Source organism: Roseateles sp. Mitsp63 (assembly GCF_059491535.1).
The window spans coordinates 5,230,521-5,256,600 of the sequence record NZ_CP168509.1 but is presented as its reverse complement, the minus strand read 5'-3'; the positions used below and the strand labels follow the sequence as shown (position 1 = coordinate 5,256,600).

At 70.6% G+C, this 26,080-nt stretch carries 17 protein-coding genes; 7 read left to right on the top strand and 10 right to left on the bottom strand.

From position 1 onward, the window contains the following. Positions 1–183: 183 nt before the first annotated feature. On the top strand, positions 184–2,943 hold the full coding sequence (gene secA, locus ACEN96_RS22765) for a preprotein translocase subunit SecA (RefSeq protein ID WP_495585308.1): 2,760 nt from the start codon (positions 184–186) through the stop codon (positions 2,941–2,943). A gap of 28 nt (positions 2,944–2,971) precedes the next feature. After that, positions 2,972–4,201 carry a bifunctional glutamate N-acetyltransferase/amino-acid acetyltransferase ArgJ gene (gene argJ / locus ACEN96_RS22760; protein WP_495585307.1) on the top strand — a complete coding sequence of 410 codons (1,230 nt, stop codon included), beginning with the start codon at positions 2,972–2,974 and terminating at the stop codon, positions 4,199–4,201. 21 nt (positions 4,202–4,222) lie between these two features. Here the strand turns inward: argJ and ACEN96_RS22755 are convergent, their stop codons facing one another. Further along, a complete protein-coding gene (locus ACEN96_RS22755; RefSeq protein WP_495585306.1) occupies positions 4,223–5,647 on the bottom strand; it encodes a hypothetical protein in 1,425 nt (474 codons plus the stop codon). A gap of 201 nt (positions 5,648–5,848) precedes the next feature. Here ACEN96_RS22755 and ACEN96_RS22750 point away from each other — a divergent pair, with 201 nt between their 5' ends. Then, positions 5,849–7,153, top strand: a complete 1,305-nt coding sequence (locus tag ACEN96_RS22750) for a class I SAM-dependent methyltransferase (RefSeq protein WP_495585305.1) — start codon at positions 5,849–5,851, stop codon at positions 7,151–7,153. A 24-nt stretch (positions 7,154–7,177) separates the two neighbouring features. On the opposite strand, the gene ACEN96_RS22745 is transcribed toward ACEN96_RS22750, so the two are convergent. Continuing rightward, positions 7,178–9,757: a hypothetical protein gene (locus ACEN96_RS22745; protein ID WP_495585304.1), complete on the bottom strand. Its 2,580-nt coding sequence runs from the start codon at positions 9,755–9,757 to the stop codon at positions 7,178–7,180. Positions 9,758–9,961: 204 nt separating this feature from the next. Between ACEN96_RS22745 and ACEN96_RS22740 the strand changes: the two genes are divergently transcribed. Then, positions 9,962–12,394, top strand: coding sequence for a membrane-bound PQQ-dependent dehydrogenase, glucose/quinate/shikimate family (locus tag ACEN96_RS22740; protein ID WP_495585303.1), 2,433 nt, complete (start codon positions 9,962–9,964; stop codon positions 12,392–12,394). An 18-nt stretch (positions 12,395–12,412) separates the two neighbouring features. Here the strand turns inward: ACEN96_RS22740 and ACEN96_RS22735 are convergent, their stop codons facing one another. Then, positions 12,413–13,522 carry a hypothetical protein gene (locus ACEN96_RS22735; protein WP_495585302.1) on the bottom strand — a complete coding sequence of 370 codons (1,110 nt, stop codon included), beginning with the start codon at positions 13,520–13,522 and terminating at the stop codon, positions 12,413–12,415. A gap of 532 nt (positions 13,523–14,054) precedes the next feature. Further along, positions 14,055–16,244 (bottom strand): prolyl oligopeptidase family serine peptidase, encoded by a 2,190-nt coding sequence (locus ACEN96_RS22730; RefSeq protein ID WP_495585301.1) that lies wholly within the window; start codon positions 16,242–16,244, stop codon positions 14,055–14,057. A gap of 282 nt (positions 16,245–16,526) precedes the next feature. Between ACEN96_RS22730 and ACEN96_RS22725 the strand changes: the two genes are divergently transcribed. Further along, positions 16,527–16,931 (top strand): CopG family ribbon-helix-helix protein, encoded by a 405-nt coding sequence (locus ACEN96_RS22725; RefSeq protein ID WP_495585300.1) that lies wholly within the window; start codon positions 16,527–16,529, stop codon positions 16,929–16,931. Here ACEN96_RS22725 and ACEN96_RS22720 read toward each other — a convergent pair. From ACEN96_RS22720 to ACEN96_RS22695, 6 genes are all read right to left on the bottom strand, one after another. After that, positions 16,925–19,249, bottom strand: coding sequence for a TonB-dependent receptor (locus ACEN96_RS22720; protein WP_495585299.1), 2,325 nt, complete (start codon positions 19,247–19,249; stop codon positions 16,925–16,927). The two genes, ACEN96_RS22725 and ACEN96_RS22720, sit on opposite strands and share 7 nt — an antisense overlap. A gap of 53 nt (positions 19,250–19,302) precedes the next feature. Next, positions 19,303–19,701, bottom strand: a complete 399-nt coding sequence (locus ACEN96_RS22715; RefSeq protein ID WP_495585298.1) for a DUF2946 family protein — start codon at positions 19,699–19,701, stop codon at positions 19,303–19,305. A 71-nt stretch (positions 19,702–19,772) separates the two neighbouring features. Beyond that, positions 19,773–21,056, bottom strand: coding sequence for a M20 family metallopeptidase (locus ACEN96_RS22710; protein WP_495585297.1), 1,284 nt, complete (start codon positions 21,054–21,056; stop codon positions 19,773–19,775). 18 nt (positions 21,057–21,074) lie between these two features. Beyond that, entirely contained in the window at positions 21,075–22,859 is a 1,785-nt protein-coding gene (uraD, locus tag ACEN96_RS22705; RefSeq protein ID WP_495585296.1) for a 2-oxo-4-hydroxy-4-carboxy-5-ureidoimidazoline decarboxylase, read from the bottom strand. A gap of 18 nt (positions 22,860–22,877) precedes the next feature. Next, positions 22,878–23,834, bottom strand: coding sequence for an allantoinase PuuE (puuE, locus tag ACEN96_RS22700; protein WP_495585295.1), 957 nt, complete (start codon positions 23,832–23,834; stop codon positions 22,878–22,880). A gap of 23 nt (positions 23,835–23,857) precedes the next feature. Beyond that, a complete protein-coding gene (locus ACEN96_RS22695) occupies positions 23,858–24,541 on the bottom strand; it encodes a GntR family transcriptional regulator (RefSeq protein ID WP_495585294.1) in 684 nt (227 codons plus the stop codon). A gap of 64 nt (positions 24,542–24,605) precedes the next feature. On the opposite strand from ACEN96_RS22695, the gene uraH reads away from it, so the two are divergent. Both uraH and xdhC read left to right on the top strand, forming a co-directional pair. Further along, on the top strand, positions 24,606–24,959 hold the full coding sequence (gene uraH / locus ACEN96_RS22690) for a hydroxyisourate hydrolase (protein WP_495585293.1): 354 nt from the start codon (positions 24,606–24,608) through the stop codon (positions 24,957–24,959). 10 nt (positions 24,960–24,969) lie between these two features. After that, on the top strand, positions 24,970–25,788 hold the full coding sequence (gene xdhC / locus ACEN96_RS22685; RefSeq protein WP_495585292.1) for a xanthine dehydrogenase accessory protein XdhC: 819 nt from the start codon (positions 24,970–24,972) through the stop codon (positions 25,786–25,788). The last annotated feature ends 292 nt before the right edge of the window (positions 25,789–26,080 follow it).

Genomic DNA, 26,080 nt, shown 5'->3' with positions numbered 1-26,080 from the left:
CCGGGCCGCCCGGGGGGCGGGTGCTAAACTCCGCCGGTTTTTTTCCGCGCTGGCGCTTGCAAACCGAGGCTCATGGCCTCAGGTGCACCGGTCACGCGGCGCTGCCCTCGCGGCCGCCCACGAGGCGGCGCCCGGGCGTCCGAGCCCGGCCGACCGGGCCCACCCAAGAACTTCCAAAGCTGCATGTTGCCCAAGCTTTTGACCCAGATTTTCGGCAGTCGCAATGAGCGCCTGCTCAAGACCTATCGCAAGGTCGTCCAGCAGATCAATGCGCTGGAACCGCAGTTCGAGGGGCTGAGCGACGACCAGCTGCGCGCCAAGACCGAGGAGTTCAAGCAGCGCATCGCCCAGGGCGAGACCGTCGACGACATCCTGCCCGAGGCCTTCGCCGTCTGCCGTGAGGGCAGCAAGCGGGTGCTGAAGATGCGCCACTTCGACGTGCAGCTGATCGGCGGCATGGTCCTGAACGCCGGCAAGATCGCGGAAATGCGCACCGGCGAGGGCAAGACCCTGATGGCGACGCTCCCGGTCTACCTGAACGCGCTGACCGGCAAGGGCGTGCATGTCGTGACGGTCAACGACTACCTCGCGCGCCGCGACGCCGAGTGGATGGGCCGGCTGTACCGCTTCCTGGGCCTGACGGTGGGCATCAATTACGCCGGCCTGGTCCGCGAGGAGAAGCAGGCCGCCTACGGCGCCGACGTCACCTACGGCACCAACAACGAATACGGCTTCGACCACCTGCGCGACAACATGGTCTACGAGGTCCGCGACCGCGTGCAGCGCGGGCTGGCCTACGCGATCGTCGACGAGGTGGACTCGATCCTGATCGACGAGGCGCGCACGCCGCTGATCATCTCCGGCCAGGCCGAGGACCACACCCAGCTCTACGTCGCGATCAACGCGGTCGCGCCCAAGCTCAAGCGCCAGATCGGCGAGCTGGATCCGCGCACCGGCGAGGGCGTGATCGAGCCGGGCGACTTCACCGTCGACGAGAAGTCGCACCAGATCTACCTGACGGAAGACGGCCACGAGAACGCCGAGCGGCTGCTGTCGCAGGCCGGGCTGCTGACCGAGGGCGCGTCGCTGTACGACGCCGCCAACATCACGCTGATGCACCACCTGTACGCGTCGCTGCGGGCGCACCACGTGTATCACCGCGACACGCATTACGTCGTGCAGAACGGCGAGGTCGTGATCGTCGACGAGTTCACCGGCCGCCTGATGACGGGCCGCCGCTGGAGCGACGGCCTGCACCAGGCCGTCGAGGCCAAGGAAGGCGTGCAGATCCAGGCCGAGAACCAGACGCTGGCCTCGGTCACCTTCCAGAACTACTTCCGCATGTACGGCAAGCTCTCGGGCATGACCGGCACGGCCGACACCGAGGCCTACGAGTTCCAGGAGATCTACGGCCTGGAGACCGTGGTGATCCCGCCGAACCGCCCGACGGTGCGCCGCGACGAGCTGGACCTGGTCTACAAGACCACGAAGGAGAAGTACGACGCCGTCACGCAGGACATCCGCGACTGCCATGAGCGCGGCCAGCCGGTGCTGGTGGGCACGACCTCGATCGAGAACTCCGAGAAGGTCTCCGAGCTGCTGACCCAGGCCAAGCTGCCGCACCAGGTGCTGAACGCCAAGCAGCATGCCCGCGAGGCGGACATCATCACCCAGGCCGGCCGTCCGGGCGTGATCACGATCGCGACCAACATGGCCGGCCGCGGCACCGACATCGTGCTGGGCGGCAGCATCGAGAAGGACGTCGCCGCGATCGAGGACGACGAGGCGCTGTCCGAGTCCGACAAGCAGGCGAAGATCGCCGCGCTCAAGGCCGAGTGGCAGAAGCTGCACGATCAGGTGAAGGCCGCGGGCGGCCTGCGCGTCATCTCGACCGAGCGCCATGAGAGCCGCCGCATCGACAACCAGCTGCGCGGCCGTTCGGGCCGCCAGGGCGACCCGGGCTCGTCGCGCTTCTACCTGTCGCTGGACGACCAGCTGATGCGCATCTTCGCGGGCGACCGCGTGCGCGCCATCATGGACCGCCTGAAGATGCCCGAGGGCGAGGCGATCGAGGCCGGCATCGTGACGCGCTCGATCGAGAGCGCGCAGCGCAAGGTCGAGGCCCGCAACTTCGACATCCGCAAGCAGCTGCTCGAGTACGACGACGTGTCGAACGACCAGCGCAAGGTCATCTACCAGCAGCGCAACGAGATCCTCGAGGCCGAGGAGCTGCTGGCGCAGATCTCGCACCTGCGCACCGGCACGCTGACGGACGTGGTGCGCGGGTTCGTGCCCGAGGAATCGCTCGAGGAGCAGTGGGACCTGGCGGCGCTGGAGCGCGTGCTGCGCGACGAGTGGAAGCTCGAGGTGCCGCTGGGCGAGATGCTCAGGAAGAGCGAGACGCTGACCGACGAGGACATCCTCGACGCCGTGCTGAAGGCCGGCGATGCCGCGTTCCAGGACAAGCTGGACCGCGTCGGGCTGGAGCAGTTCACGCCGTTCATGCGCATGGTGCTGCTGCAGAGCATCGACCAGCACTGGCGCGAGCATCTGGCGTCGCTGGACTACCTGCGCCAGGGCATCCACCTGCGCGGCTACGCGCAGAAGAACCCGAAGCAGGAATACAAGCGCGAGGCCTTCGAGCTGTTCTCGCAGCTGCTGGACGCGGTGAAGCTGGAAGTGACCCGCGTGCTGCTGAACGTGCGCATCCAGTCGCAGGAGGAGGCCTCGGCCGCCGCCGACGCGATCGAGCAGCGCGCCGAGAACGTCAGCAACGTGACCTACACGCATCCGAACGAGGATGGCTCGGTGTCGCAGGAAGCGGCGCCGGTGGCTGGCGGCACGCAGGCCGTGCCGAGCGAGTGGGGCCACGTCGGCCGCAACGACCCCTGCCCGTGCGGCAGCGGCAAGAAGTTCAAGGCCTGCCACGGCAAGCTGGCCTGATCCCGTTGTCCATCCACCCTGCGCCGCCATGCCCGTCAACCTGACCGCCCCCGATCCCTCCACCCTGCTGCCCGTGCCCGGCGTGCGCCTGGGCATCACGATGGCCGGCATCCGCAAGGCCAACCGCCGCGACCTGACCGTGATCGCGCTGGACGAAGGCGCCAGCGTCGCCGGCGTGTTCACCGCCAACCGCTTCTGCGCCGCGCCGGTGCAGGTCTGCCGCGAGCACCTGGCCGCCGGCGCCGCGATCCGCGCGATCGTCATCAACACCGGCAATGCCAACGCGGGCACCGGCGCCGACGGCCTCGCCCGCGCGCGCCAGACCTGCGCGGCGCTGGCCGCCGAGATGAAGATCGACGCGGCGCAGGTGCTGCCGTTCTCGACCGGCGTGATCATGGAGACGCTGCCGGTGGACCGCATCGTCGCCGGCCTGCCGGCCGCGATCGCCGCGCTGAAGGCGGACCACTGGGCCGAGGCCGCCGCCGGGATCATGACCACGGACACCCTGCCCAAGGCCTGCTCGCGCCAGATCACGATCGGCGGCAGGACGGTGACCATTTCCGGCATCTCCAAGGGCGCCGGCATGATCCGCCCGAACATGGCCACGATGCTGGGCTTCGTCGCCACCGACGCGGTGATCGCGCCGGAGCTGCTGCAGCCGCTGGTCAAGGAGGCGGCGGACCTGTCCTTCAACCGCATCACGATCGACGGCGACACCTCCACCAACGATTCCTTCGTGCTGATCGCCACGCACCAGGCCGGTCACGATCGCATCAGCTCGCTGACCAGCGCCGAGGGCCGCGCGCTGCGCGACGCCGTGGTGGCGGTCTCGCAGCAGCTGGCGCAGGCCATCGTGCGCGATGGCGAGGGCGCGACCAAGTTCATCTCGGTGGTGGTGCAGGGCGGCAGGAGCGAGGACGAGTGCCGCAAGGCCGCCTACGCGATCGCGCACTCGCCGCTGGTCAAGACGGCGTTCTTCGCCAGCGATCCCAATCTGGGCCGCATCCTGGCGGCGGTCGGCTACGCCGGCATCGACGATCTCGACCAGGGCCTGATCGACCTGTTCCTCGACGACGTGCACGTCGTGACCAAGGGCGGCCGCCGCCCCGAGTACCGGGAAGAGGACGGCCAGCGCGTGATGAAGCAGAGCGAGATCACCGTGCGCGTGGATCTGAACCGTGGCCCGGCCCAGACCACGGTCTGGACCTGCGACTTCAGCCACGAGTACGTGACGATCAACGCCGACTACCGCTCCTGAGCGGCCTCCGCGGGCCGCGGATCAGAAATCGACCGCCCGCGCCCGCATCCCGCGGGCCAGCAGCGTGGCGTTGATCAGCTGCGCTTCCTCGCGCGTCGCGAAGGGCCACACCGCGGCGCGCCAGCCTTCCTTGGTCTGGAACACGTCGCCATTGGGCGGCGCGGAGCCGCCCAAGGTCTGCGCGATCATCTCGCGCATGCGGCCGAGCTGGGCCTCGGCATCGGCCTTGCTCTTCACCGGCAAACCGACCAGCGCGACCGGCTTGCCGCCGGGCGCCATGCCGCGCTTCATCAAGCTGGTCAATCCGGCGTCGTCGACGGCCAGGCGCCGCTCGGCCTCCGCCGCCGGCGCCGAGGCGCCCGGCCTGCCGCCTTCGGCCGCCTTGCTCCGCGAGGCGTCGGCGGGCGGCGCGGCCTGGGATTGCTCGCGTTCCCGCTGGGCCCGTTCGACGCCGCTCTGCAGCGTGGGACGGATGTTCGGCACCTCGTCGGCGGGCACCGGTGCCGCCGTGACCGCGGATGAAGGGGCCGATGCGGCGGTGACCCCGGCCACCGGCGCCGCGGGCGAGGAGGCGGCATCGCTCGCCGGCGGCGCGGCTTCGGCGGTCGCGACCGCTGAGGCCGGCGCCGGCGCCGCGGAAGCTGCGGTCTGCGCCGCCAGCGCGGCGGAGGCCGCCGAGGCCGCTTCGGCCGCCTGTGCCGCGGAAGCAGCCGACGCGGCCTGCGCCGCCGCCTGCGCGGCCAGTTGTTCGGGGGAGGGCGTCGACGACGGCCACAGCACCCAGCCCGCCACGATCAGCACCAGCGCCGCGACGCTGCCCGCGACGCCGAGCCGCGCCGGATCGAGCGCCCGCTGACCCAGCACCCGGTCGCGGCGTCCGACGAGCACGCGCCGGCGCGCCGGGCCGGCATCGAAGGCCGCGCTCAGCAGCACCAGTTCCATGGGCCAGGCGCCGGCTTGCTCGGGTCCGCCGGCGAGGGCGCGCTCATCGATCTCGACGCGGCGCAAAGGGAGTTCGTCCGGCGCGCTGGTGAAGCCGTGATCGAGCGCCATCGCGGTGACCTTCGACCGCTTGAGACCGGGAATGAAGTCATCGACCCAGGCCGGGCGCGGGCCCGTGCGCGCCGCCTTGCGCTGCCACGGCAGGCGGCGCCTGGGCGGGGTGGGGGCGGCCTCGGCGGGAGCGCCGCCGTCCAGGCTGGGCTCCTTGGGCAGCGCCTGCGCCATGAAGGGCAGGGCCACCGCGCCCACGGTGTGGACATCGGCGATGCCGATGCGCCGCGCCAGCGGATGCTTGTTGTGCCAGTTCACCAGCATCCAGGCCACGACGTCCGGCGACGGACCTTCCCACGGCACCGCGGGGGCGGCGGGCGGCGGCGCGGCCGCCGCTTCCGCGGTGGGCAGGCCGTTCAGGTCGATGTCGGGCGAGGCGGGGGTATCGTCCATGGCGCCGGCCATTGTGCGTCAGCGTTGCCGCTCCGATCGCCGCGCGATGGGGCGGATCGCCCCGGAATTCGGGGCTTCAACCGGCGGCCGCGCGCCCGGGCGGCCGCACCCATGCCCTGTGGGGCCGTTGGCGCGCGCGGCGCGCGCGGCGGGCGCGAGCCGGGTTTGGCGGGACAATCCCGGCTTCCCACAGGACCCCCGATGTTCAGTTCCCTTGTCGATCCCGATGCCGGTGCCGCGCCGCCCGACGCCCGCGCGCGCTTCCTGCGCCTGCTGCGCACCGCCCTGGCCGAGCGCCGTTTCCAGCGCCTGCTGCTGAACCGCCACGAAGGCGAGGATGGCTCGATCGAGCGTCTCACCGTGCGCGACATCGAGCTGCGCGGCGAGCGCGCGCTGAGCTTCCTGTGGCGTCACAAGACCAAGGACATCACCAAGAACCATGCGCTGGACGAGGGCCTCGCGCTGATCGACGGCCTGCTGGGCCGCGACTTCATGCAGGCGCATCTGGACACGCTGGGCGAGGAGGCGCAGCTGCGTTTCAGCCGCAAGGGCAAGCCGCTGCTGCAGGTTGGCAGGAAGGCCGCGGCGGCGCGGGCCGCCGGCGAGAAGGCGGACGCGGATGGGGACGCGGATGGGGACGGGGAGGGCTCGCCGCCGGCCGGCCATGACCGCGCCAAGCCGCGCGCGCTGTCGATGGAGAGCGCCTTCTGGCGGGACCTCGGCGTCACGCACGAGCTCAAGGGCCAGGCGGCGCTGGTGCCGGCGATGGCGCGCAAGTGGAAGCAGATCAACAAGTTCATCGAGATCTTCGGCGCCGCGGTGCGCAAGGCGGGCCTGGATGCGCCGGGCACGCCGGTGCGGCTGGCCGACTTCGGCTCCGGCAAGGGCTACCTGACCTTCGCGATGCATGACTGGCTGCGCGCGCAGGGCCTGGCGCCGCGGGTGCAGGGCGTGGAGCTCAAGCAGGACATGGTGGCGCTGGGCAACGCGGCGGCGGCGCGGCACGGGCTGGAGGGATTGAGCTTCGAGCATGGCGACGTGCGCGAGCGCGGCGACCAGCCGCTGGACGTGATGGTCGCGCTGCATGCCTGCGACATCGCCACCGATCACGCGATGCACTTCGGCCTGCGCAGCGGCGCGCGGATCATCATGTGCGCGCCCTGCTGCCACAAGGAGATCCGCCCGCAGATGACGACGCCGGCGGCGCTGCGGCCGCTGCTGCAGCACGGCATCCACCTGGGGCAGGAGGCGGAGATGGTCACCGACTCGCTGCGCGCGCTGCTGCTGGAGCTGATGGGCTACGACACGCAGGTGATCGAGTTCATCGCGCTGGAGCACACCAGCAAGAACAAGATGGTGCTGGCGGTGAAGCGTCCGCAGCCGCCCGCCGCGGCGCGCCGCGCCGAACTGCTGGCGCAGCTGGACGAGATCAAGCGCTTCTACGGCCTGCGCAGCCAGGCGCTGGAGACGCTGCTGCGCGTGGAAGGCCGGCTCGACGCGGCGTGATGCCGCGCGAGACGGCGAGGGACGTCAGGACGATGCCGGCGGCGGGGCCCCGGCGCCCGGTGCCGATGGCGGATTCGCGGCGAGCATGACCTTCGCGAGCGCCTCCATGTGGTCTTTCCAATGCCCGGTCGCGGTCTCTCCGCCGCGCTTGATGGCCGTGCGCATCAGTGGGGCCAAGGTCCCGCCCCGCAGTCCGGCGGCGGCGGCCAGGTCCTCCCAGGACAGCAGACCGTTGCTCGCGGCCTGGCGCAACTGCGCCAGGTAGCCCTGAAGGGCGGAAGCCACCGGCCCGCTTCCCACCGACGTGATGGCATGTTCCGCCGCCAGGGTTTCCGGCAGAAGGATGTGGCGCAGGGCGTCCGCGTCCAGCAAGCGGTCGGCGAGCATCTGGCCGGTCCAGCCGAAGGCCGCCGCGATGACGGCTTGGGAGCGGCCGAGTACCACCGCCGCGCCCAGCAATGGGAAGGGCACCGGGAAGCGATCGTTGCTGGTGACGTGCACGAGCATGCGGGCCGCTTCATGCGGCAGGTGCAGCTGCTCGATCAGGCGGCGAACCCTGCCGAGTTCCGCCAGCAGCTTGTCCACCCGGCCAGTGAAGAGGGCGGCCTCCAGCGCGCCTGCCAGGCCGCCGTCCTCCAGCAGCAGCGGTGCGATGAGCTTGCGGCCCGGGCCGTCGGCCAAGGGCTTCAGCGCGCGCGCCAGCTCATCCAGCGCCGTTTCGTCCACCGGCCGGCCAAGGCCGATCGGATGGGCCGCCGCGAATTGCCGAGCCGCTTGCCGGCCGGCCTCCAGGGGTACCGCTTCTCCCAGGAGCTGCCCCATGCGATCGAGCAGTTCGCGCTGCGCGTTGCGCAGATTGTCCTTCGGCGCGCCATCCTCATGGATGCCCTGGGTGCGCTGATCCGTGTTGGCGGCGCGTGTGACCGCGGCCTGGCGCCGCACCTGGCGCATCCAGGACTCCGGGAATCCGGCATCCGTCCAATGCGCGAGCAGCTCGCCAAGCGCCGCCCCATGCGAGCACCGCAGGATCTGATGGAATGCGTTGTCGAGTGTCGGGGCATCCCATTGCGCGGGAGCGGTGCCCATCCAGCCCGCCAGCGTGTCGTCATCGAGCACCACGTGTTCGATGACGTGGCCGATGCGCTCGGGTGTCGGGTGCTTGAGCGACACGTTTCTTGCGATACAGGCCGTCTTCCCGGCACTGCAGCTCGTCACGAGGTGGTCCCGCAGACGTTCCTCGTCGAGCGGTCTCAAGCGCGGGACCGAGCCCAGCAACTGCTGGGTCTCGCTGATTTCCAATGGACGCAGGAGGGGTGGCGTGCCCCCGCCGCAATCAATACGGACGTAAGGGCGACCCTCAAACAGTCCCACCCGATGGGGGGCGCCGAACTTGGTGTACTGGTCAAGCACGATGTCCGTGGGATCGCGCAGCAGGCGCTCTTCCGTCAACTTGCGCCGGAAGTCGATCGCCAGCATCGCCGGACTGTCCGCGAGTCGTTCCGGACACAGCACCAGGGGATCGTCCTCCTGCGCTGCGTTTTTCAGGGGACCGTCCCCCTCCCCCTTGGTGCCCGCGTCTCCAGCGAGGGCCTTCTCGTCGGCCGTGAGGACCTTGGGAACTGGAAGGCTGCAGAAGCTGGCCGGATTGAGTCGGCCGTAGCGGTGGGCCAGTCGAAGCACCACCTGTTGGAGTGCGCTCCAGTGGCGGTCACCATTGTGGAAGTCCGGCGTCATGCCACCCAGTTCATGCGCCAGCATCGCCCGCGCCTCCTCCAGACATTCCCCGGCCAGCCAGTCGGCCATCGCCATCCCGTCGATGCGCCGGAGCAGCTCGGGCCCGCAGCGGTCGATGACGTCCGCATAGAGATTGATGTCGAGCGCGTAACTGTCCTTGAGCGCGTCGGCGGGAAGGAAATGCGGCAGATTCAGTGCCCTGGCGAAGGACTGCAGCGCGTGCGGGGTGGTGAAGTCCTGATCCTTCAACCAGGGCTCATCCAACAGCATCTCTCGAAGATGCGCCTCGCTCAATTTCACGTAAACCAGGCTGGCCGCCGCTCGCGCGCCACCGAGATGGGCGCCGAGCTCCATCGCGGCCTTGCGCAGTTCGGCGCGCTGTCGTTGCAGGCAGTAGTTCAGGCCATCGATCCCTTCCAGGATCTGGCAGCGTGCCGTCAGCGCAATGCGCTCGTCTCCGACATGCTGGGCGAGCGCTTCCAGCGGGCCCTTGAAATCCTCGCGCAGGCAGTCCGCCTCGGAGATCTTCTTGGTTGCGAGCTGCCGGGGATTGAGCGTCAATTGCGCCAATTCGTCCGCGGCATGGCGGAGCCCTTGCCTGTTGCAGAAGTCGAGCAACGCCTGGTGCGCCGTCTCCCATTCCTTCCGTGCCACCGGCAGGACATCGCTGGACAGGAAGCGCTTGTCGGACTTGATCCGCGCGAGCGGATCCAGCAGGTCCGGGGGAGCGTAGACCGGTGATGGCACCGGGCCGGCGCAGGGAGCAGCCGGAAGTGCGGCGGGCCGCGCGGCCTCGTTCATGGCCTCGTGCATGACATCGAGGTAGCCGGACTGGAAGGGGCCGGTCGCTGGAGAGAAGGTGGGCGTCATCGGTGCTGGGTGCCAGCCGGGCGCATCCGGTTCTGGTCACGCGAATCACGATCCGGCGGGACCGCCCCGGCGGCCTGCCTCAAAGTTGAGCAGCGCAAGGGATGCGCTGGCGGATCAACGACTTAGGCGGCCCGCCCTCAGCTTTCCCCACGACTTGTCCACAGCCGGCGTGGGCAACCGGCATGTCGATTGCCGATGCGGCGCATGTCGACCGTCCTCGCGCCTTCTCCCGCCCCAGTCCCGTGGCTGGCCCGCATCCTCGGCACGGTGCTGCTCATCCTGGGTTTCGTGATGCTGGCCGCCGGCGGGTGGCTCGCCTCGCTCGGCGGCAGCTGGTACTACGCGCTGTCCGGCCTGGCCTGGGCGGTCATCGGGGCGCTGATGTGGGGCCGGTTGCGCGAGGCCATGCTCGGCTACGCGCTGTACTTCCTCGCCACGCTCGCCTGGAGCCTGTGGGAGTCCGGCCTGGACTGGTGGCCGCTCGGCGCGCGCCTGGGCGTGCCCTTCGTGATCGGCGCCGTGTTGCTGGCGCTGGTGCCCACGATGCGCCGCCATCTGCCGCTCGACGATCCCCGGCGCGTCGCCTGGCGCAGCCCGCCGGCGCTGACGCTGACGGCGGCGCTGGCGGCTTTCGTCGTCGCGGCCGTGCTGTCCTGGACCCATGACCTGCATGCGGTCCAGGGCACGATGCCGGCCAGCGGCGCGGCGCGCCCGCCGGGGCCGGCCGCCTCCGGAACGGCGTCGATCCCGGACGGCGAATGGCACGCGTATGGCCGCACCGGCTTCGGCCAGCGCTGGTCGCCGCTGGCGCAGATCACGCCGGCCAATGTCGGCGGGCTGAAGCTGGCCTGGGAATTCCACACCGGCGACCTGCGCGGCCGGCCCGGCGATCCAAAGGAGACCACCTTCGAGGTCACGCCGCTGAAGGTCGGCGAGCGCCTGTTCCTGTGCACGCCCCACCAGACCGTGCTGGCGCTCGACGCCACCACGGGCCGCGAGCTGTGGCGCTTCGACCCGCAGGTCCGGGGCGAGCTCGCGCTGCAGCACCTGACCTGCCGCGGCCTGTCGTATCAGCCGCCGCCGGACGCGATGGCCCCGGCCGGCGCGCAGTCGCCGCCGTGCGCGGCCAAGCTCTTCATGCCGACGGCCGACGCGCGCCTGATCGCGCTGGATCCGGCGTCGGGCAAGACCTGTCCCTCGTTCGGCCAGCAAGGCGCGGTGAATCTGTGGACCGGCATGCCCAACGCCAAGCCCGGCGCCTACTACTCGACCTCGCCGGCGGTCGTGACGCGCCGGCTGGTCATCGTCGGCGGCACGGTGCTCGACAACGCGTCCACGAAGGAACAGTCGGGCGTGATCCGCGCCTACGACGTCGAGACCGGCGCGCTGGTCTGGAACTGGGACTCGGCGAACCCCGACGCGACGGCGCCGATCGCCGCCGGGCAGACCTACACGGCCAACTCGCCCAACAGCTGGTCGGTGGCCAGCGTCGACGAGGACCTGGGCCTGGTCTACCTGCCGATGGGCAACCAGCCGCCGGACCAGTGGGGCGGCAAGCGCTCGGCGAACGTGGAGAAGCACTCCTCGTCGGTGGTCGCGCTGGATCTCGCGACCGGACGCGCGCGCTGGGTCTTCCAGACGGTGCATCACGACCTGTGGGACTACGACGTGCCGGCGCAGCCGGTGCTGGTCGACCTGACCGTGCGCGGGCAACGCGTGCCCGCGCTGGTGCAGGCGACCAAGCAGGGCGAGCTGTTCGTGCTGGACCGGCGCGACGGCAAGCCGGTGTTCCCCGTGACCGAGGCGCCGGCGCCGCAGGGCGCGGCGGCGGGCGACTTCAGCGCGCCGACGCAGCCGGTGTCGGCGATCTCCTTCAATCCGCCGGTGCTGCGCGAGCGCGACATGTGGGGCGTGACGATGTTCGACCAGCTCTGGTGCCGCATCGCCTTCCACCGCCTGCGCTACGAAGGGCGCTTCACGCCGCCGTCGGAGCAGGGCTCGCTGATCAATCCCGGCAACTTCGGCGTCTTCAACTGGGGCAGCATCGCGGTCGATCCGGTGCGCGGCATCGCCTTCACGACGCCGGCGGTGCTGGGCTTCACCTCGCAGCTGGTGCGGCGCCACGACGACCAGTCGCTGCTGGTGCAGGACGAGGGCCCGCCGAGCGGCTCGCTGCCGGCGCTCAACGAGAACTTCGGCGCGCCGTTCGCGGCGAAGATGAAGCCCTTCACCTCGCCGCTGGGCATTCCCTGCCAGACGCCGCCGTGGGGCACGGTGGCGGGCGTCGACCTGAACGAGGGGCGCGTGGTCTGGCGCCATCGCAACGGGACGGTGCGCGACCTGTCGTCGCTGCCGCTGCCCTTGCCGCTGGGCGTGCCCAGCCTGGGCGGACCGCTGATGACGGCGGGCGGCGTGGCCTTCCTCTCGGGGAGCATGGACAACTATGTCCGCGCCTACGACGTCAACGACGGCCGCCAGCTCTGGGAGGGGCGGCTGCCCGCGGGCGGCCAGGCGACCCCGATGAGCTACCTGGGCGCCGACGGCCGGCAGTACCTGCTGGTCGTCGCGGGCGGGCACGGATCGACGGGCACCAAGCCCGGCGACAGCGTGCGCGCCTATGCGCTGGACAAGCGTTGACGCGGTGCGCCAGCGGACTCACCTGGGGAGCAGACCGCGGATCATGTCCGCCGCTTTCGCGGAGAACATCTCCTCCGGCACCTCGTCCAGCAGGCGCCGGATGGCCGCCGCCTGCGCCGCGCCGGCGCGCTCGATGAGGAACCTGCCGTTCTCCGCGCGGGTCAGCAGGACGCCGGCCAGGGTGTCAGCGGGAACGTTGCCGGTCTGCTCCGCCTTGAGCAGCGCGTGGAGATAGACATTCAGCGGTACGGCATCCCGCGGGTTCCCTTGGCACAGGCGGCCCAGGAAGGACTCACCGGCCGCCGTCTTCGTGACCAGGTCCAGGTACTCCTGCGCGTTCAGCGCATCGACGGCGCGCGCGCCGCGCGCCATGTCGAGGAATGAACGGAGGTGCTTGGCGTTACCCCGGCTGAGAACGGCCTCCGGCAGGTCCAAACCCTCGTCGGTGGTCCGCAGCAGCCTGAGGAACTCCGAGCCCTTGAGGGCGCCGGCGAAGGCGCAGTCCTTGAAGCCGTCCATCACGGCCTGGAACTCCAGGCCCGCCTGGTCGCCGCGGCGCAGCGCCCGATGCGGCAACGGCGTGGCGGACGGGCCCCCCAGCAGCAGCTTGGTGCACGTGCGCGAGTCGATCAGCCCGGTGCCGGCGAAGGCGCTCACCCGGCTGATCCACCGCCGGATGGCGGCCGGACGCTGGTCGTCGGCGACCCAGGTGGTGTGCCGCAAGGCCTCGGGATAGGTCAATGCCAGTGCGGCGGCCACCGTCGCTGGCGACCACTTGGCGGCGCGTCGGACCAGCAGGCCCGACTGCTTGGCCTTGATCCGCGACAAGGCCTGCAGATAGTCGGACGCCGCTGCGTTGGCGGGCCCGAGGTCGCTATCGCCCAGCACGTCCAGCAGCCGGACGAGGTGGGAGGCGCGATCGATCTTGCGCTGGTCGGCGGCCTCCTGCAGTTCGGTGGTGAGGCGCCGCACGGCGCCGGCATCGCACGTGTGCAGCGCCTTGCGCAGCTCGGCATCGAGCGGCACGTGGGCGGGGATGCATTCGCCGCCGATGTCGACCAGGTCATCCGCGCGCTCGGCGCTGGGCTCGATCGGCGTGGAGGCGGGGGTTCGAACGAGGAACTTCATGAGCGACTCGACAAGTGGCGGAGGCGATTCAGTTGTCGAATGGCAGCGGCGAGGTTCGCGATCCCGGCGGACATCGTTAAAAAAATGCCCGGCCCCTCTATCGACGGGCCGGGCAAGAGCGCTGGGACGCCGCCTGGACGCCCGGACTGCGGGCGTGGTGCTGCGGCGTGGCGAATGAGGCGCTGGCGCGCCGGCCATCGGCGACCCGTCAAGGGACGCGGCCTGGGCGCGAGGATCAGGAGGACGTCAGTCGCCGTGCGGCGACCGCGCCGGGGCGGGCTTTCGCGTGCAGGGACGCGGGAGCGTGGACTGCGGGAAGGCGGGCGTGCGGCGTGTCGTCATGCTTCGCATCATCGCCGTGCGGCGCGCCGGCCAGCCTCGAAGAACAGGCCCCAAATCCGGCCAAACAACTGGCCGGATTTCACGGCCATTTCCACGTGCCGGGCGCTGGACCTTCCCTTGCGCCCGATCTGGACGTGAAAAGGCCCGGCGCGCCGAGGACGCGCCGGGCCGGTGCGGAACGCGATCCGGCTTACTTCACGTCCATCCCGAACGTGTTCGCGATGAAGGCCAGGATGTCCGCGCGCTCCTCGATGATCTTGGAGGTCGGCTTGCCGGCGCCGTGGCCGGCCTGGGTCTCGATGCGGATCAGCTTGGGCGCCGGGCCGGTGTCGGCGGCCTGCAGCGTCGCGGTGTACTTGAAGCTGTGGGCCGGGACGACGCGGTCGTCATGGTCGCCGGTGGTGACCAGGATCGCCGGGTAGCGCGCGCCGCTCCTGATCGTGTGCAGCGGCGAGTAGGCCAGCAGCGCCTTGAACTCCTGCGGGTTCTCTGACACGCCGTAGTCCGAGGTCCACGCCCAGCCGATGGTGAACTTGTGGAAGCGCAGCATGTCCATCACGCCCACCTGCGGCACCGCGGCGCCGAACAGGTCCGGACGCTGGTTGGTCACCGCGCCGACCAGCAGGCCGCCGTTGGAGCCGCCGTTGATCGCGAGCTTCGCGGGCTGGGTGTACTTGTTGGCCACCAGCCATTCGCCGGCGGCGATGAAGTCGTCGAACACGTTCTGCTTGCGCAGCTTGGTGCCGGCGTCGTGCCAGGCGGCGCCGTACTCGCCGCCGCCGCGCAGCACGGCCAGCACGTAGACGCCGCCCATCTTCATCCAGGTCGCGGCGGTGACGCCGTAGCCCGGCGTCATCGGCACGTTGAAGCCGCCGTAGCCGTAGAGCAGCGTCGGATTGCTGCCGTCGAGCTTCAAGCCCTTGCGGTGGGCGATGAAGATCGGCAGCCTGGTGCCGTCCTTGCTGGTGACGAAGACGCGTTTGCTCTCGTACTGGTCGGCATCGAACGCGGTCTGCGCGCGCTTGAACAGGTCGGTGCGGCCGGTCTTCGCGTCCAGGCGCCAGATCTCGCCCGGCGTGGTCAGGCTGGTGTAGCTGAAGAAGGTTTCCGGGTCCTTCCACTTGCCGCCGAAGCCGGCCGCGGTGCCGATGCCGGGCAGCTTGACGTCGCGCACGTGCTTGCCGCTCGGCGCGTGGATGCGCACCAGCGTGGAGGCGTCCTGCAGGTAGCTCAGGATCAGCTCGCCGCCGACGCCGTTCGCGGCGGTCAGCGCGTCCTGCGTCTCGGGCACGAGCGTGGTCCAGGTCTTGGGATCCCCGGCGCGCCACTCCTTGTCCAGGTCGATCGCGATCAGGCGGCCGCGCGGCGCGTCCTTGTCGGTCTTGACGATCAGGCGCTGACCGTCGAGCACGACCGGGCTGTACTCGGCGTCGAAGCTCAGCGTCAGCGGGATCGGCTTGGCGCCGGCGTAGCCGCCCTGGCTGTCCAGCGGCAGCAGCATCAGGCCGTTCTTGCTGCCCGATCCCTTCCACACATGGATGAGGCCCAGGCGGCCGTCATCGGTGACCTCGACGTTGAAGCCCCATTCCTTCTCGGCCGGGTTCTCGGCGACGAGCGCGTCGGCCGACTGCGGCGTGCCCAGGCGGTGGTAGTAGACCTTCTGGAAGTAGTTGGCGCCGGTCAGGGCCTGGCCTTCCTTGGGCGCGTCGTAGCGCGAGTAGAAGAAGCCCTTGCCGTCGGGTGTCCAGGACGCGCCGGAGAACTTCACCCAGTCGATGGTGTCGGGCAGGTCCTTGCCGGCCTCCAGGTCGCGGACCTTCCAGGTCTGCCAGTCGGAGCCGGCGCCGGCGGTGCCGTAGGCCATCAGCCGGCCGTCGCGCGACACGGCGCCGCCGGTCAGGGCGACGGTGCCGTCCTTGGACAGCGTGTTGGGGTCGAGCGCGACCTGCGGCGTGTCCTTCAGGCTGCGCGCGGTGTAGAGCACCGCCTGCTGCTGCAGGCCGTCGTTGCGGGTCCAGAAGTAGCGGCCGCCTTCCTTGTAGGGGACGCCGTACTTCTCGAAGTTGTAGAGCTCGGTGTAGAGCTTGCGCGTGGGCAGGCGCTGGGGCATCGCGCCGAGGAACTTGTCGGTGACCGCGTTCTGGGCCTGGACCCAGGCCTTGGTCTCGGCGGAGTTGTCGTCCTCGAGCCAGCGGTAGGGGTCGGCGACGCGGGTGCCGTGGTAGTCGTCGGTCTGGTCGACCTTGCGGGTGGCGGGATAGCTCAAGGCCTGCGCGGCGGTGGCCGAGGCCGGGGCGGCCGGCGCGGTCTGAGCGGTCGCGGCCGCGGCGGCGCCAAGCCCGACCACCAGCGCGGCGGTCAGCGAAAGTCGGGAATGCATGCGGTGTGCTCCTGGGAGTCGGAAAGCCGCCCCGCGGCTCGTGGCCGGCGGGGCGGTGGCGGACGATTGTGCCCGGCAGGGGCGGGGGTGCCTTTGGTCAGTCAGGGGAAGTACGGAGGCGTTGAACGCGGGAGGCCCGTGGCGATGAGAACTGGCTCAAACTGATCGACTTTTCCGAAGTGCTGACTTGTCCAAGTCGTTTGGGGCGGCCGGCTGAAATCGGACTGTCGCCAGGGCGCTCAGACTGCTCTTCTTCTCCTCGTTGGAAAGTGCAGGTGCAGAATGAACGCCCTCCTGGATCCCATCCATTTCAGTCCCCCGATGCCCGAGCCCGAGACCATCACGTTGACCATCCGCATCGATGCGGAGCTGAAGCGCAAGCTCGAAGCAGGGGCTGTGAAATCGAACCTCACGCTGGACGAGCACGTGTCCTGGTTGATTGAGGAAGCCGTCTTCATCAACAGCCCCGAGTTCTTCGATCCGGACAACTGGGAGGCTCACGAATACCGGCTCGTGCAGGAAGCACGTCGGTCCAGCGCACTCGGACACGATGTGCCTCTCGAGCAGGTTGAACGGGAGATCGAGGAGCAATTCGGAGCGGAGGGCTCGTCTGACCTTCCGGACGACGTGATCCATGCAGCGCGGCACTGGCCCGATGCCGAGCTGCCGGATGGATTGCCTCAGTAGTCCCACCTCGCGTCCACCTGGAACGTCCTTGCCGGATACGGATGGAAGTTCCAGTAGCGGTAGTTGTTGAGGTTGTCGATGCCGGCGGCCAGCGTCCACTGGCGGTCGACCTTCCATTGCGCCCGCGCGTCGACGGTGAAGTACTTGCTCGCGGCCATGTAGGCGAAGCCATTCACGTCGCTGTTGTCCAGCGTGCTGAACTGCTTGCCGCTGTAGCGCGCGCCCAGGCTCAGGCTCAGGTCATCCCGCGCCTGCCATTGCGCCAGCAGCGTCGCCCGCCAGCGCGGCACGCGCGGCTGCCACTTGCCGATCGTGTCCCCGGGCACCGTCGCGTAGCCGCCGTTGGCCAGGATGATCGAGTCCGCGAAGGTCAGGCTGCCCGTCAGCGTCACGCGCCTGGGCAGCGTCGCCGTGCCGCTGAACTCGACCCCGCGCGTGCGCACGTGATCAATGTTCTGCACCGTGCTGGTCGAGGTGCTCACGCCCGGGTTGATCTGCGAATACAGCGCATCCCGGCTGTCCTCGTGGAACAGCGTGATCCGCAGGTTGTCGCGCCCGGCGCCCGTCCATTCGGCGCTGAGTTCGCTGGTCCAGCTGCGTTCGGGCTTCAGCAGCGGGTTGCTGTTGATGAAGTTGCCGGCCGGATCGAAACCGCCCTGGAACAGCTCGCTCACCGTCGGGAAGCGCACTGCGCGTCCGGTGCTGGCCTTCAGCACCCAATGCTCGGAGAGACCGTAGGACAGCGCCGCCTTCGGCGACCAGGCCGTGCGCGCACGGTCGCCGTGCCGATGCGGCGCGCTGTCGGCGGCGGCCTGCGTGAGGCCGTCGAAGGCCTGCCAGCGCTCGCCGCGCAGACCCAGCACCGCGGTCCAGTCCGGCGCGAAGGTCCAGGCATCCTGCGCGAAGACGGCCCGCACGCGCGTGTCGCCCTCGAAGCGCGAGGTCTGTGAGCCCGCCGCCCCCCAGCGCCAGTCGCTCAGCCCGGACACCCGCGTGCGCAGCTGGTAGCGCTCCTGCGAGAGGCCGGCGTCGATCGCGTGATCGCTGCCCGCCGGCGCCCAGGTCAGCTTGGCGGACAGCGTGTTCCAGCCGGTGCCCGCCTGATCGGTGAGGCGGCCGCCCTCGCTGGCCTGCTGCGTCGGCGCGTAAGCCCGCGAGCGATCGGCGAGGTAGTCGTACACGCTGCCCGACAGCTCCCAGCCGAGCCCCTCGCTGACGCGCCGCTTCAGCGACAGCGCATGCATGCGGTGTTCGAGCTCGTCCCTCGTCTGTGGGAAATCGCTGGCGCCCAGCGTGTAGCCCTTGCCGTCGATGCTGACGGGCTGCGTGAGGCCGCCACCACGGCGGTGGTCGACCGGCTGGCCCTCGGCGTCGGTCAGGAAGCTCCGCGAGCGGCCATCGGCGTGGTTGCTCCACAGCCCGAAGACGTAGAGCGCGCGCAGGCCCGGCTGCAGCTCGTAGGCCAGCTTCAGCTTCGCCTGGTCCTGGACCGTGTCGTACTGCGTGCCGCTGCCAAGCAGCAGCCACGGCTGGTTGGCGCGGTTCAGGCCTGGCACCGCGCCCATCACCGGCACGGCGGCGGGATCGGCGGGCGCGGTGCTCACGGTCCGCGTCGCGAAGGTCTGCGGCTGGCCCTCGCTGTCGGTGCGGCCCGCGTGGATCCACCACGAGAACGCGCCCTCGGCGCTGCCGATCGAGGCGCTGGCCTGCGTCGCGTCATAACTCCGCCGCGCGCCGTACCGGTCATCGGGCTGATGGCTGTAGCCGAGGCGCGCATGCGCCTCGAAACGCGACGGCATGCGGGTCTGGTAGTCGACCACCGCGCCGACCGCGTTGCCCGGATACGCCGCCGAGAACGGCCCGTACATCACGTCGACGCGGGTGATCTCCTCGGGTGACACCAGCCCCCAGCGCGGCGCGAAGGTGGCGCCATTGCCGAGCAGGTTGGACAGCAGGATGCCGTCCGCATAGACCAGCGAGCGCGCGCTGTTGCCGGTGCCCGAGGCGCGCGTGGACAGTACCGCGTGGTTGTAGTCGCCGATGTAGCGCTTGCGCACCAGCAGGCTGGGCAGGTACTTGAGGGCGTCCTCGGCGTCGGTGGCGTTGATGTCGCGGGCGATGTCCTCGCCGCTGACGCCCTCGATCGTGGTGGGGATGCGGCTGGGGAGCGAGGTCGGCGCCGCGCCATCGACGCGGACGATGCCCAGGCTCTGGGCGCGGGGGCTGGCGTCCTGCGCCGCGCACACGGCGGCGGAAGCGGTCGCCAGCACCGTCAGCGCGCCAGCCTGCAGCCGGCGCGCACGGGAAATGCTGTGCATGAAAGGAAACTCCAACGGAACGAAGGGGCGCCGGCACGGCCGGCGCGGCGGCTTCAGACCGTCGAAGGCGGCGCCCGCGCGGGCGCGCTGCGCCAGGCGTGGGCGGTGACCGGCGCGCTGAGGAAGCGCTCCGGCACGCCGTGGCGCAGCTCGGCGCGCAGCGGCAGGATCACGGGAACGGGCGGCAGCGGCAGCGCGTCCTGATGCAGATGGCAGAACGCGCAATGCTGGAACAGCGCGTGGTCCTGGTCGTTCACGCCGCTGCCGGACAGCCCCTCGCGCAGCTCGGCCGCGCGTGGCCCGACGACGCTGGCGCGGCAGATCTGCGTCCACGGCGCCAGCTCGCCATCGAGCGCCTGCGCCGCCATGGCCGCCGCGGGCAGCAGCGCCGCCAGCCAGAAGGTCAGGGCGACCATCCAGCGGACGAGGGCGGAAGGGGAATGCAGGCGCATGGCGGGCCGGATTCTAGGCTCGCGCCCGGTGGCCCCGGCCATGCGGCGTCCGCCGCGCGCCGGGGGGATGCTCAGCCGGCGCCCAGGAGCGTGAGCAGCGTGCGCGCCACCACCTTCGTGGCGCGGCGCAGGTCCTCGAGCTCGACCCGCTCGTCCGAGCGCTTCGCATGCGACTCCAGCACCGTGCGCGGTCCCGCGCCATAGATGGCGGCGGGGATGCCCTGCTCGCCGTAGAGCCGCACGTCGGTGTAGAGCGGCGTGCCGGAAGTCGGGATGGGCTCGCCGAACACCGCCTCGCCGTGGCGTTGCAACGCCTGGACCAGCGGCCGGTTGCCCGGCAGCGGCTTGAGCGAACGCGCCAGCAGCAGGCGCCGGATCTCGACCGTGATGCCGGGGAACGAGGCCGCCGCCCGGGCGATGGTGTCGCGGATCTCCGCCTCGACGACCTCGGGATCCTCTTCCGGGATCATCCGGCGGTCGAGCTTGAGCGTCACCTTGCCGGGCACCACGTTGGTGTTGGTGCCGCCCTCGATGCGGCCGACGTTCAGGTAGGGATGCTCGATGCCCTCGACGGACGACGTGACCTTGCGGTACTCGGCATTGCGCGCGTACAGCGCGTTGAGGATCACCACCGCGCCTTGCAGCGCGTCGATGCCGGTGTCGGGGATGGCGGCGTGCGCCATCTTGCCGTGCACGGTCACCTCCATCTGGAGGCAGCCGTTGTGGGCGGTGACGACCTGGTAGCTGAAGCCCGCCGCGAGCAGGTAATCGGGCCGGGTCAGGCCTTGCGCCAGCAGCCAGCCGGGGCCCAGCTCGCCGCCGAATTCCTCGTCATAGGTGAAGTGCAGCTCGACGCCGCCCTTCAGCGGCGCGCCCTGGGCCTGGATGGCCTCGAGCGCGCGCAGCGCGAAGGTGTAGGTCGCGAAGTCGCTCTTGCTGACGGCCGACGCGCGGCCGTAGAGCCGGCCGTCGACGACCTCGCCGCCGTAGGGATCGTGCGTCCAGCCTTCGCCGGGCGGCACGACGTCGCCATGCGCGTTCAGCGCGATGACCGGGCCGCCGTCGGCGAAGCGCCGGCGCACGATCAGGTTGGTGAGGGACGCCAGGCCGTACTCGCGCACCTGGGCGGCCGGCACGGGGTGTTTCTCGGCGGCGTAGCCCATGGCGGCGAGCAGCTCGGCGGTGCGCTCCGCGTGGGGCGCGTTGTTGCCGGGTGGCGTGTCCGTCGGCACGCGCACCAGCGCCTGCAGGTAGCGGACCTGTTCGTCGAAGTGGGCGTCGATCCAGGCGTCGAGCGCCGCGAAGCGCGTGTCGTTGGGGGAGGGCGTGGCGGTGGAGGCGGTGGAGGCGGTCATGGCGGGCGTCGGAGGGAGTCAGAGTCCGTCGAGCAGCGCCTGGAAGGCGCGCACGCACAGCTCGGTGTCGTCGTTGCTGATGGCTTCGAGCGGGTTGTGGCTGATGCCCAGGTTCAGGCCGCGCTGGAACAGCATGGCCTGCGGCATCGCCTGATGGAGCTTCATCGCGTCGTGGCCGGCGCCCGAGGGCAGCCGGTGCACCGGCAGGCCGAGCGCCAGCACCGCCGCCTCCCACCGCGCCTGCCACACCGGCGCGCTTGGCGCGGCGGCGGCGGTCTCGGTGCGCTCGAGCGTGAACGTGAGGCCGCGGCGCTCGCAGATCTCCGCGAGCCGCTGCCGCACGTCGGCGTCCAGCGCGTCGCGGGCGGCGTCGGTGGTCGCGCGCAGGTCCAGGCTGAAGCGGCAGCGGCCGGGGATCACGTTGATCGAGCCATTGGGCACCTGCAGCTGGCCGACGGTGCCGACGACCTCCGCCACGGCACCGGCGCGTTCCTCGACGTAGAGGATCAACTCAGCCACCGCGGCGGCCGCGTCGCGGCGCCGGCCCATCGGCGTCGTGCCGGCATGCGAGGCCAGGCCGCGCATTTCGCCGACGTAGCGGATGCTGCCGTTGATCGAGGTGACGATGCCCAGTGGCAGGTCGAGCTCGTTGAGCACCGGGCCCTGCTCGATGTGGACCTCGACGAAGCCGAGGTAGCGCGACGGATCGCGCCGCAGCGCCTGGATCGCGTCCATGGTCGCGGGCAGGCCGGCGCCCTGCATCAGCTCGCGCAGCACGACGCCGTCGGCATCGGCCTGGTCGAGCCAGGCCGGGTCGAAGCGGCCCACCAGCGCGCTGGAGCCGAGGAAGGTCGCCTTGTAGCGCTGGCCTTCCTCCTCGGAGAAGCCGACCACCTCGATGCCGTGCTTCAGCCGGCGGCCTTGGCGCTTGAGCTCGCGCACGCAGGCCATCGGCACCAGGATGCCGAGCCGCCCGTCGTACTTGCCGCCATTGCGGACGGTGTCGTAATGGCTGCCGGTCAGCAGGCGCTGGGCGCTGGGATCCTCGCCGTGATAGACGCCCACGACGTTGCCCACGGCGTCGATCGACACCTCGTCGAAGCCGCACTCGCGCATCCAGTCCGCGAGCTGGGCCGCGGCGGCGCGATGTGCCTCGGTCAGGTAGAGCACGGTCAGCTGACCGTGCTCCGCGAAGCCGGGGTCGGAGAAGCGCGCGAGCGATTCGGCCCAGTCCCAGACCTGATTGCCCAGCGCCGGCGTGACGCCGAACTTGTCGTTCAGGCGGATCTCGGCGATGCGATGGATGTGGCGCAGGCACTCGGCGCGCTCGATGTCCGGATGCCCGTTCAGGCGCCGCGCGAAGGTGTCGATGATCTGCTGGCGCGACAGGCCGTCGCCGCGCGGGCCGCGCACCGCGAGGATGAAGGGCCAGCCGAAGCGCGCGTTGTAGTCCGCGTTCAGCTGCTGCAGGCGCGCGAACTCCTCGGGCGTGCAGGCGGTGAGGCCCGCGGTGCGCTGCTCGTGGGTGGACTCGGCGGTGAGCGACTTCGCGACCATCGCCTTGCCCGCCAGTTCGGGGTGCGCGCGGATCAGGCCGAGCTGCTCGTCGAGCGACGCCTCGCGGACGACGCTGGCCATCGCGTGCTTGAGCGCGGCGAGGCTGGCGAAGCCCTGCGCCGGCCGCGCCGCGAAGGCGCGTTGCGCGATCCACGGCGAGTGTTCATAGATGCCATCGAGCAGCGCGGCGAAGCGCGCCTGGCCGGCGGCGTTGAGGAGGTCGAGGGTGAGGGCGGGTGTGCTCATCGGATGCTCGGCGTGGGCTCAGCCCCAGACGAAGGCCTGGTCGGCGTCGAACGGATGGGTCGCGCGCCAGTGGCGGGCGATGTCGACGCGGCGCGCGATCCAGACGCGGTCGTGCTTCTCGACATGGTCGAGGAAGCGCTGCAGCGCGCGCATCCGGCCCGGACGTCCGAGCAGCCGGCAGTGCATGCCGATGCTCATCATCTTCGGCGCCTCGGCGCCCTCGGCGTAGAGGACGTCGAAGGTGTCGCGCAGGTACTCGAAGAACTCGTCGCCGTGGCTGAAGCCCTGCGGCAGCGCGAAGCGCATGTCATTGCAGTCCAGCGTGTAGGGCACGACCAGCTGCGGGGCCAGCGTGCCGTCGGTCTTGCGCACGTTGAGCCAGAACGGCAGGTCGTCGCCGTAGTAGTCGCTGTCGTACTCGAAGCCGCCGAAGTCCGCCACCAGGCGGCGCGTGCGGGGACTGTCGCGGCCGGTGTACCAGCCCGACGGCCGCTCGCCGGTCAGGCGCTGGATGATGTCCATGCCGATGTCCATGTGCTGGCGCTCGATGGCCTCGTCGATCTGCTGGTAATGGATCCAGCGCCAGCCGTGGCAGGCGATCTCGTGGTTCAGCTCGACGAAGGCCTGCGTCAGCTCCGGATGCCGCTCCAGCGCCATCGACACGCCGAACACCGTCAGCGGCATCGCGCGCTTCTCGAATTCGCGCAGCAGCCGCCACACGCCGGCGCGCGAGCCGTATTCGTAGATGCCTTCCATGCTCAGGTGGCGGGCCGGGAAGGCGGGCGGGTTGAACATCTCGGACAGGAACTGCTCGCTGCCGGCGTCGCCGTGCAGCACCGAGTTCTCTCCGCCCTCCTCGTAGTTCAGGACGAACTGCACCGCGATGCGCGCCTGGCCCGGCCACTGCGCGTGCGGCGGATGTTCGCCATAGCCGATCAGGTCGCGGGGATAGCCGGGGGAGACGACGGGTTTCATGGACGGCATGGAGGTGGAACGGTTCAGGGCTGCAGGACCGCCTTGAGGTCCTGCACGCGGGGATCGAGCCGCAGGTTGGCCTCGACGTTACCCAGGTGCGCGTCGAGCAGCTTCAGCGCGGCGCGCTTGTCGCGGGCCTCGAGCGCATCGACGATGGCTTCGTGCTCGGCCTGGGACTCCGCGGCGGAATGGGAGCTCTGGTACATCAGCGCGATCAGCGAGCTGCGCGAGAGCAGGTCGGTGAGCAACTGGGCCAGCACCTCGTTGCCCTGCATGCGGGCGAGCACGACGTGGAAGTCGGCCAGCAGCCGGGTGCGGCCCGGCACGTCGGTGCGGGCGATGGCCTCGCGTTCCTGTTTCAGGTGGCTGCGCAGCTGGCGGACCTGCGCGGGGCTGATGCGCTGGCAGAGGTCGGACAGCATCGCGGCCTCGAGCATCTTGCGCACCTCGAAGACCTGGCGCGCCTCCTCGACGCTGGGCTGCGCGACGAAGGCGCCACGCGCGGGCTCGAGCCGCACGAGCCGGTCGCGGCTCAGCTGGTTGAGCGCCTGCCGGACCAGCGTGCGCGAGCAGTCGAAGATGTCCGCCAGCTGCTGCTCGACGAGCTTGGTGCCCGGCATCAGGCGGCGCTCGACGACCGCCTGCGTGATGGCGGCGGTGATGCGCTCGGTGACGGAGGCGGCGGCGTCGGGGTCGCGGGCGTTCATGGCGGGGCGGATTTTGTGTCCGGGAGTGTATACACTTTGCGCTTTCATTCCACCGAAGACGCCGATGGGCAAGCTCACGACACATGTGCTGGACACGATGCACGGCAGCCCGGCGGCCGGCATGGCGGCGCGGCTGTACCGGATGGAGAACGGCGAGCCGCGCCTGCTGCAGGCGCTGACGCTCAATGCCGACGGGCGCGCCGACGGGCCGCTGCTGGAGGGGGCGGCGCTGCAGGCGGGGCGCTATCGGCTGGTGTTCGAGGTGGCCGCCTATTTCCGCCACCGGCGCGTGACGCTGCCGGAGCCGGCCTTCCTCGACGAGGTGCCGCTGGATTTCGGCATCGCCGATCCGGACGCGCACTATCACGTGCCGTTGCTGGCGAGCCCGTGGTCGTACTCGACCTATCGCGGGAGCTGAGGGCGCGCCGATGCGGTCGTGGCAGATCCTGGCGCTGAGGCTGGCCCGCGAGCCGGCCGTGCTGGTGCGCGTGGAGGCGCTGCAGGGCAGCGGGCCGCGCGAGGTCGGCGCGTGGATGGCGGTGACCGCGGCGGAGGTGCTGAACACGATAGGCGGCGGCCAGCTGGAGTTCGACGCGATCGCGAAGGCGCGTGCCGCGCTGGCGGCCGGCCGGGTCATCGAGGCGCGTCAGCGCTTCGCGCTCGGGCCCTCGCTGGGCCAGTGCTGCGGCGGCGTGGTGTGGCTGGGCTTCGAATGGCTGGACGCGGCGTCGATCGCGGGCCTGGCTGAGCGCCTTGGCGGCCGGCAGGACTGGCGGCGGATCGCGCTGTTCGGGGGCGGCCACGTGGGCCGCGCGATCGTGGACCTGCTGGCGAGGCTGCCGGCGCGCGTGCACTGGATCGACAGCCGCGAGGGCATGTTCCCCGAGCCGTTGCCGGACAACGTGGCGGCCGAGCAGTCGGAGCCGGTGCAGGGCGCGGTGCCGGCGCTGGCGCCGGGATCGCATGTGCTGATCATGAGCTTCAGCCACGCGGAGGACCTGGACATCCTGGCCGCCTGCCTGAAGCGGCAGCGCGAGGCGAGGGACCTGCCCTACATCGGCCTGATCGGCAGCAAGAGCAAGTGGGCGACCTTCCGTCACCGGCTGGAGGCTCGCGGTTTCGGCGCGGACGAACTGGCGCACGTGACCTGCCCGATCGGCATCCCGGGCATCCCAGGAAAACAACCGGAAATGGTGGCGCTGTCCGTCGTGGCCCAAGCCATGCAGGACCCCGCCGCACCGCGCTGAGCTCTGTCTTACTCCCTCGCCCCCCGCGAGGGGGGAGAGGGTAGGGGAGAGGGGGGGCTTCGAAGGGCAGCAGCGCTGTGGCACGAGCCCCCTCTCCCCTCCCTCTCCCCGCTGGGGCGAGGGGGTTTACTGCGCCGTCCGGCTCTTCCTGCTCTTCCTGCTCCCTCGCCCGCTTGCGGGAGAGGGCGGGGGTGAGGGCCAGCGGCCGCCGCAGTTGGCACGCCAAGCTGTATACACTTCGCTCCTCAACGTCGCCGCGGCGCCCGGGATTTTCAGCGCGACGCTTGCCGGT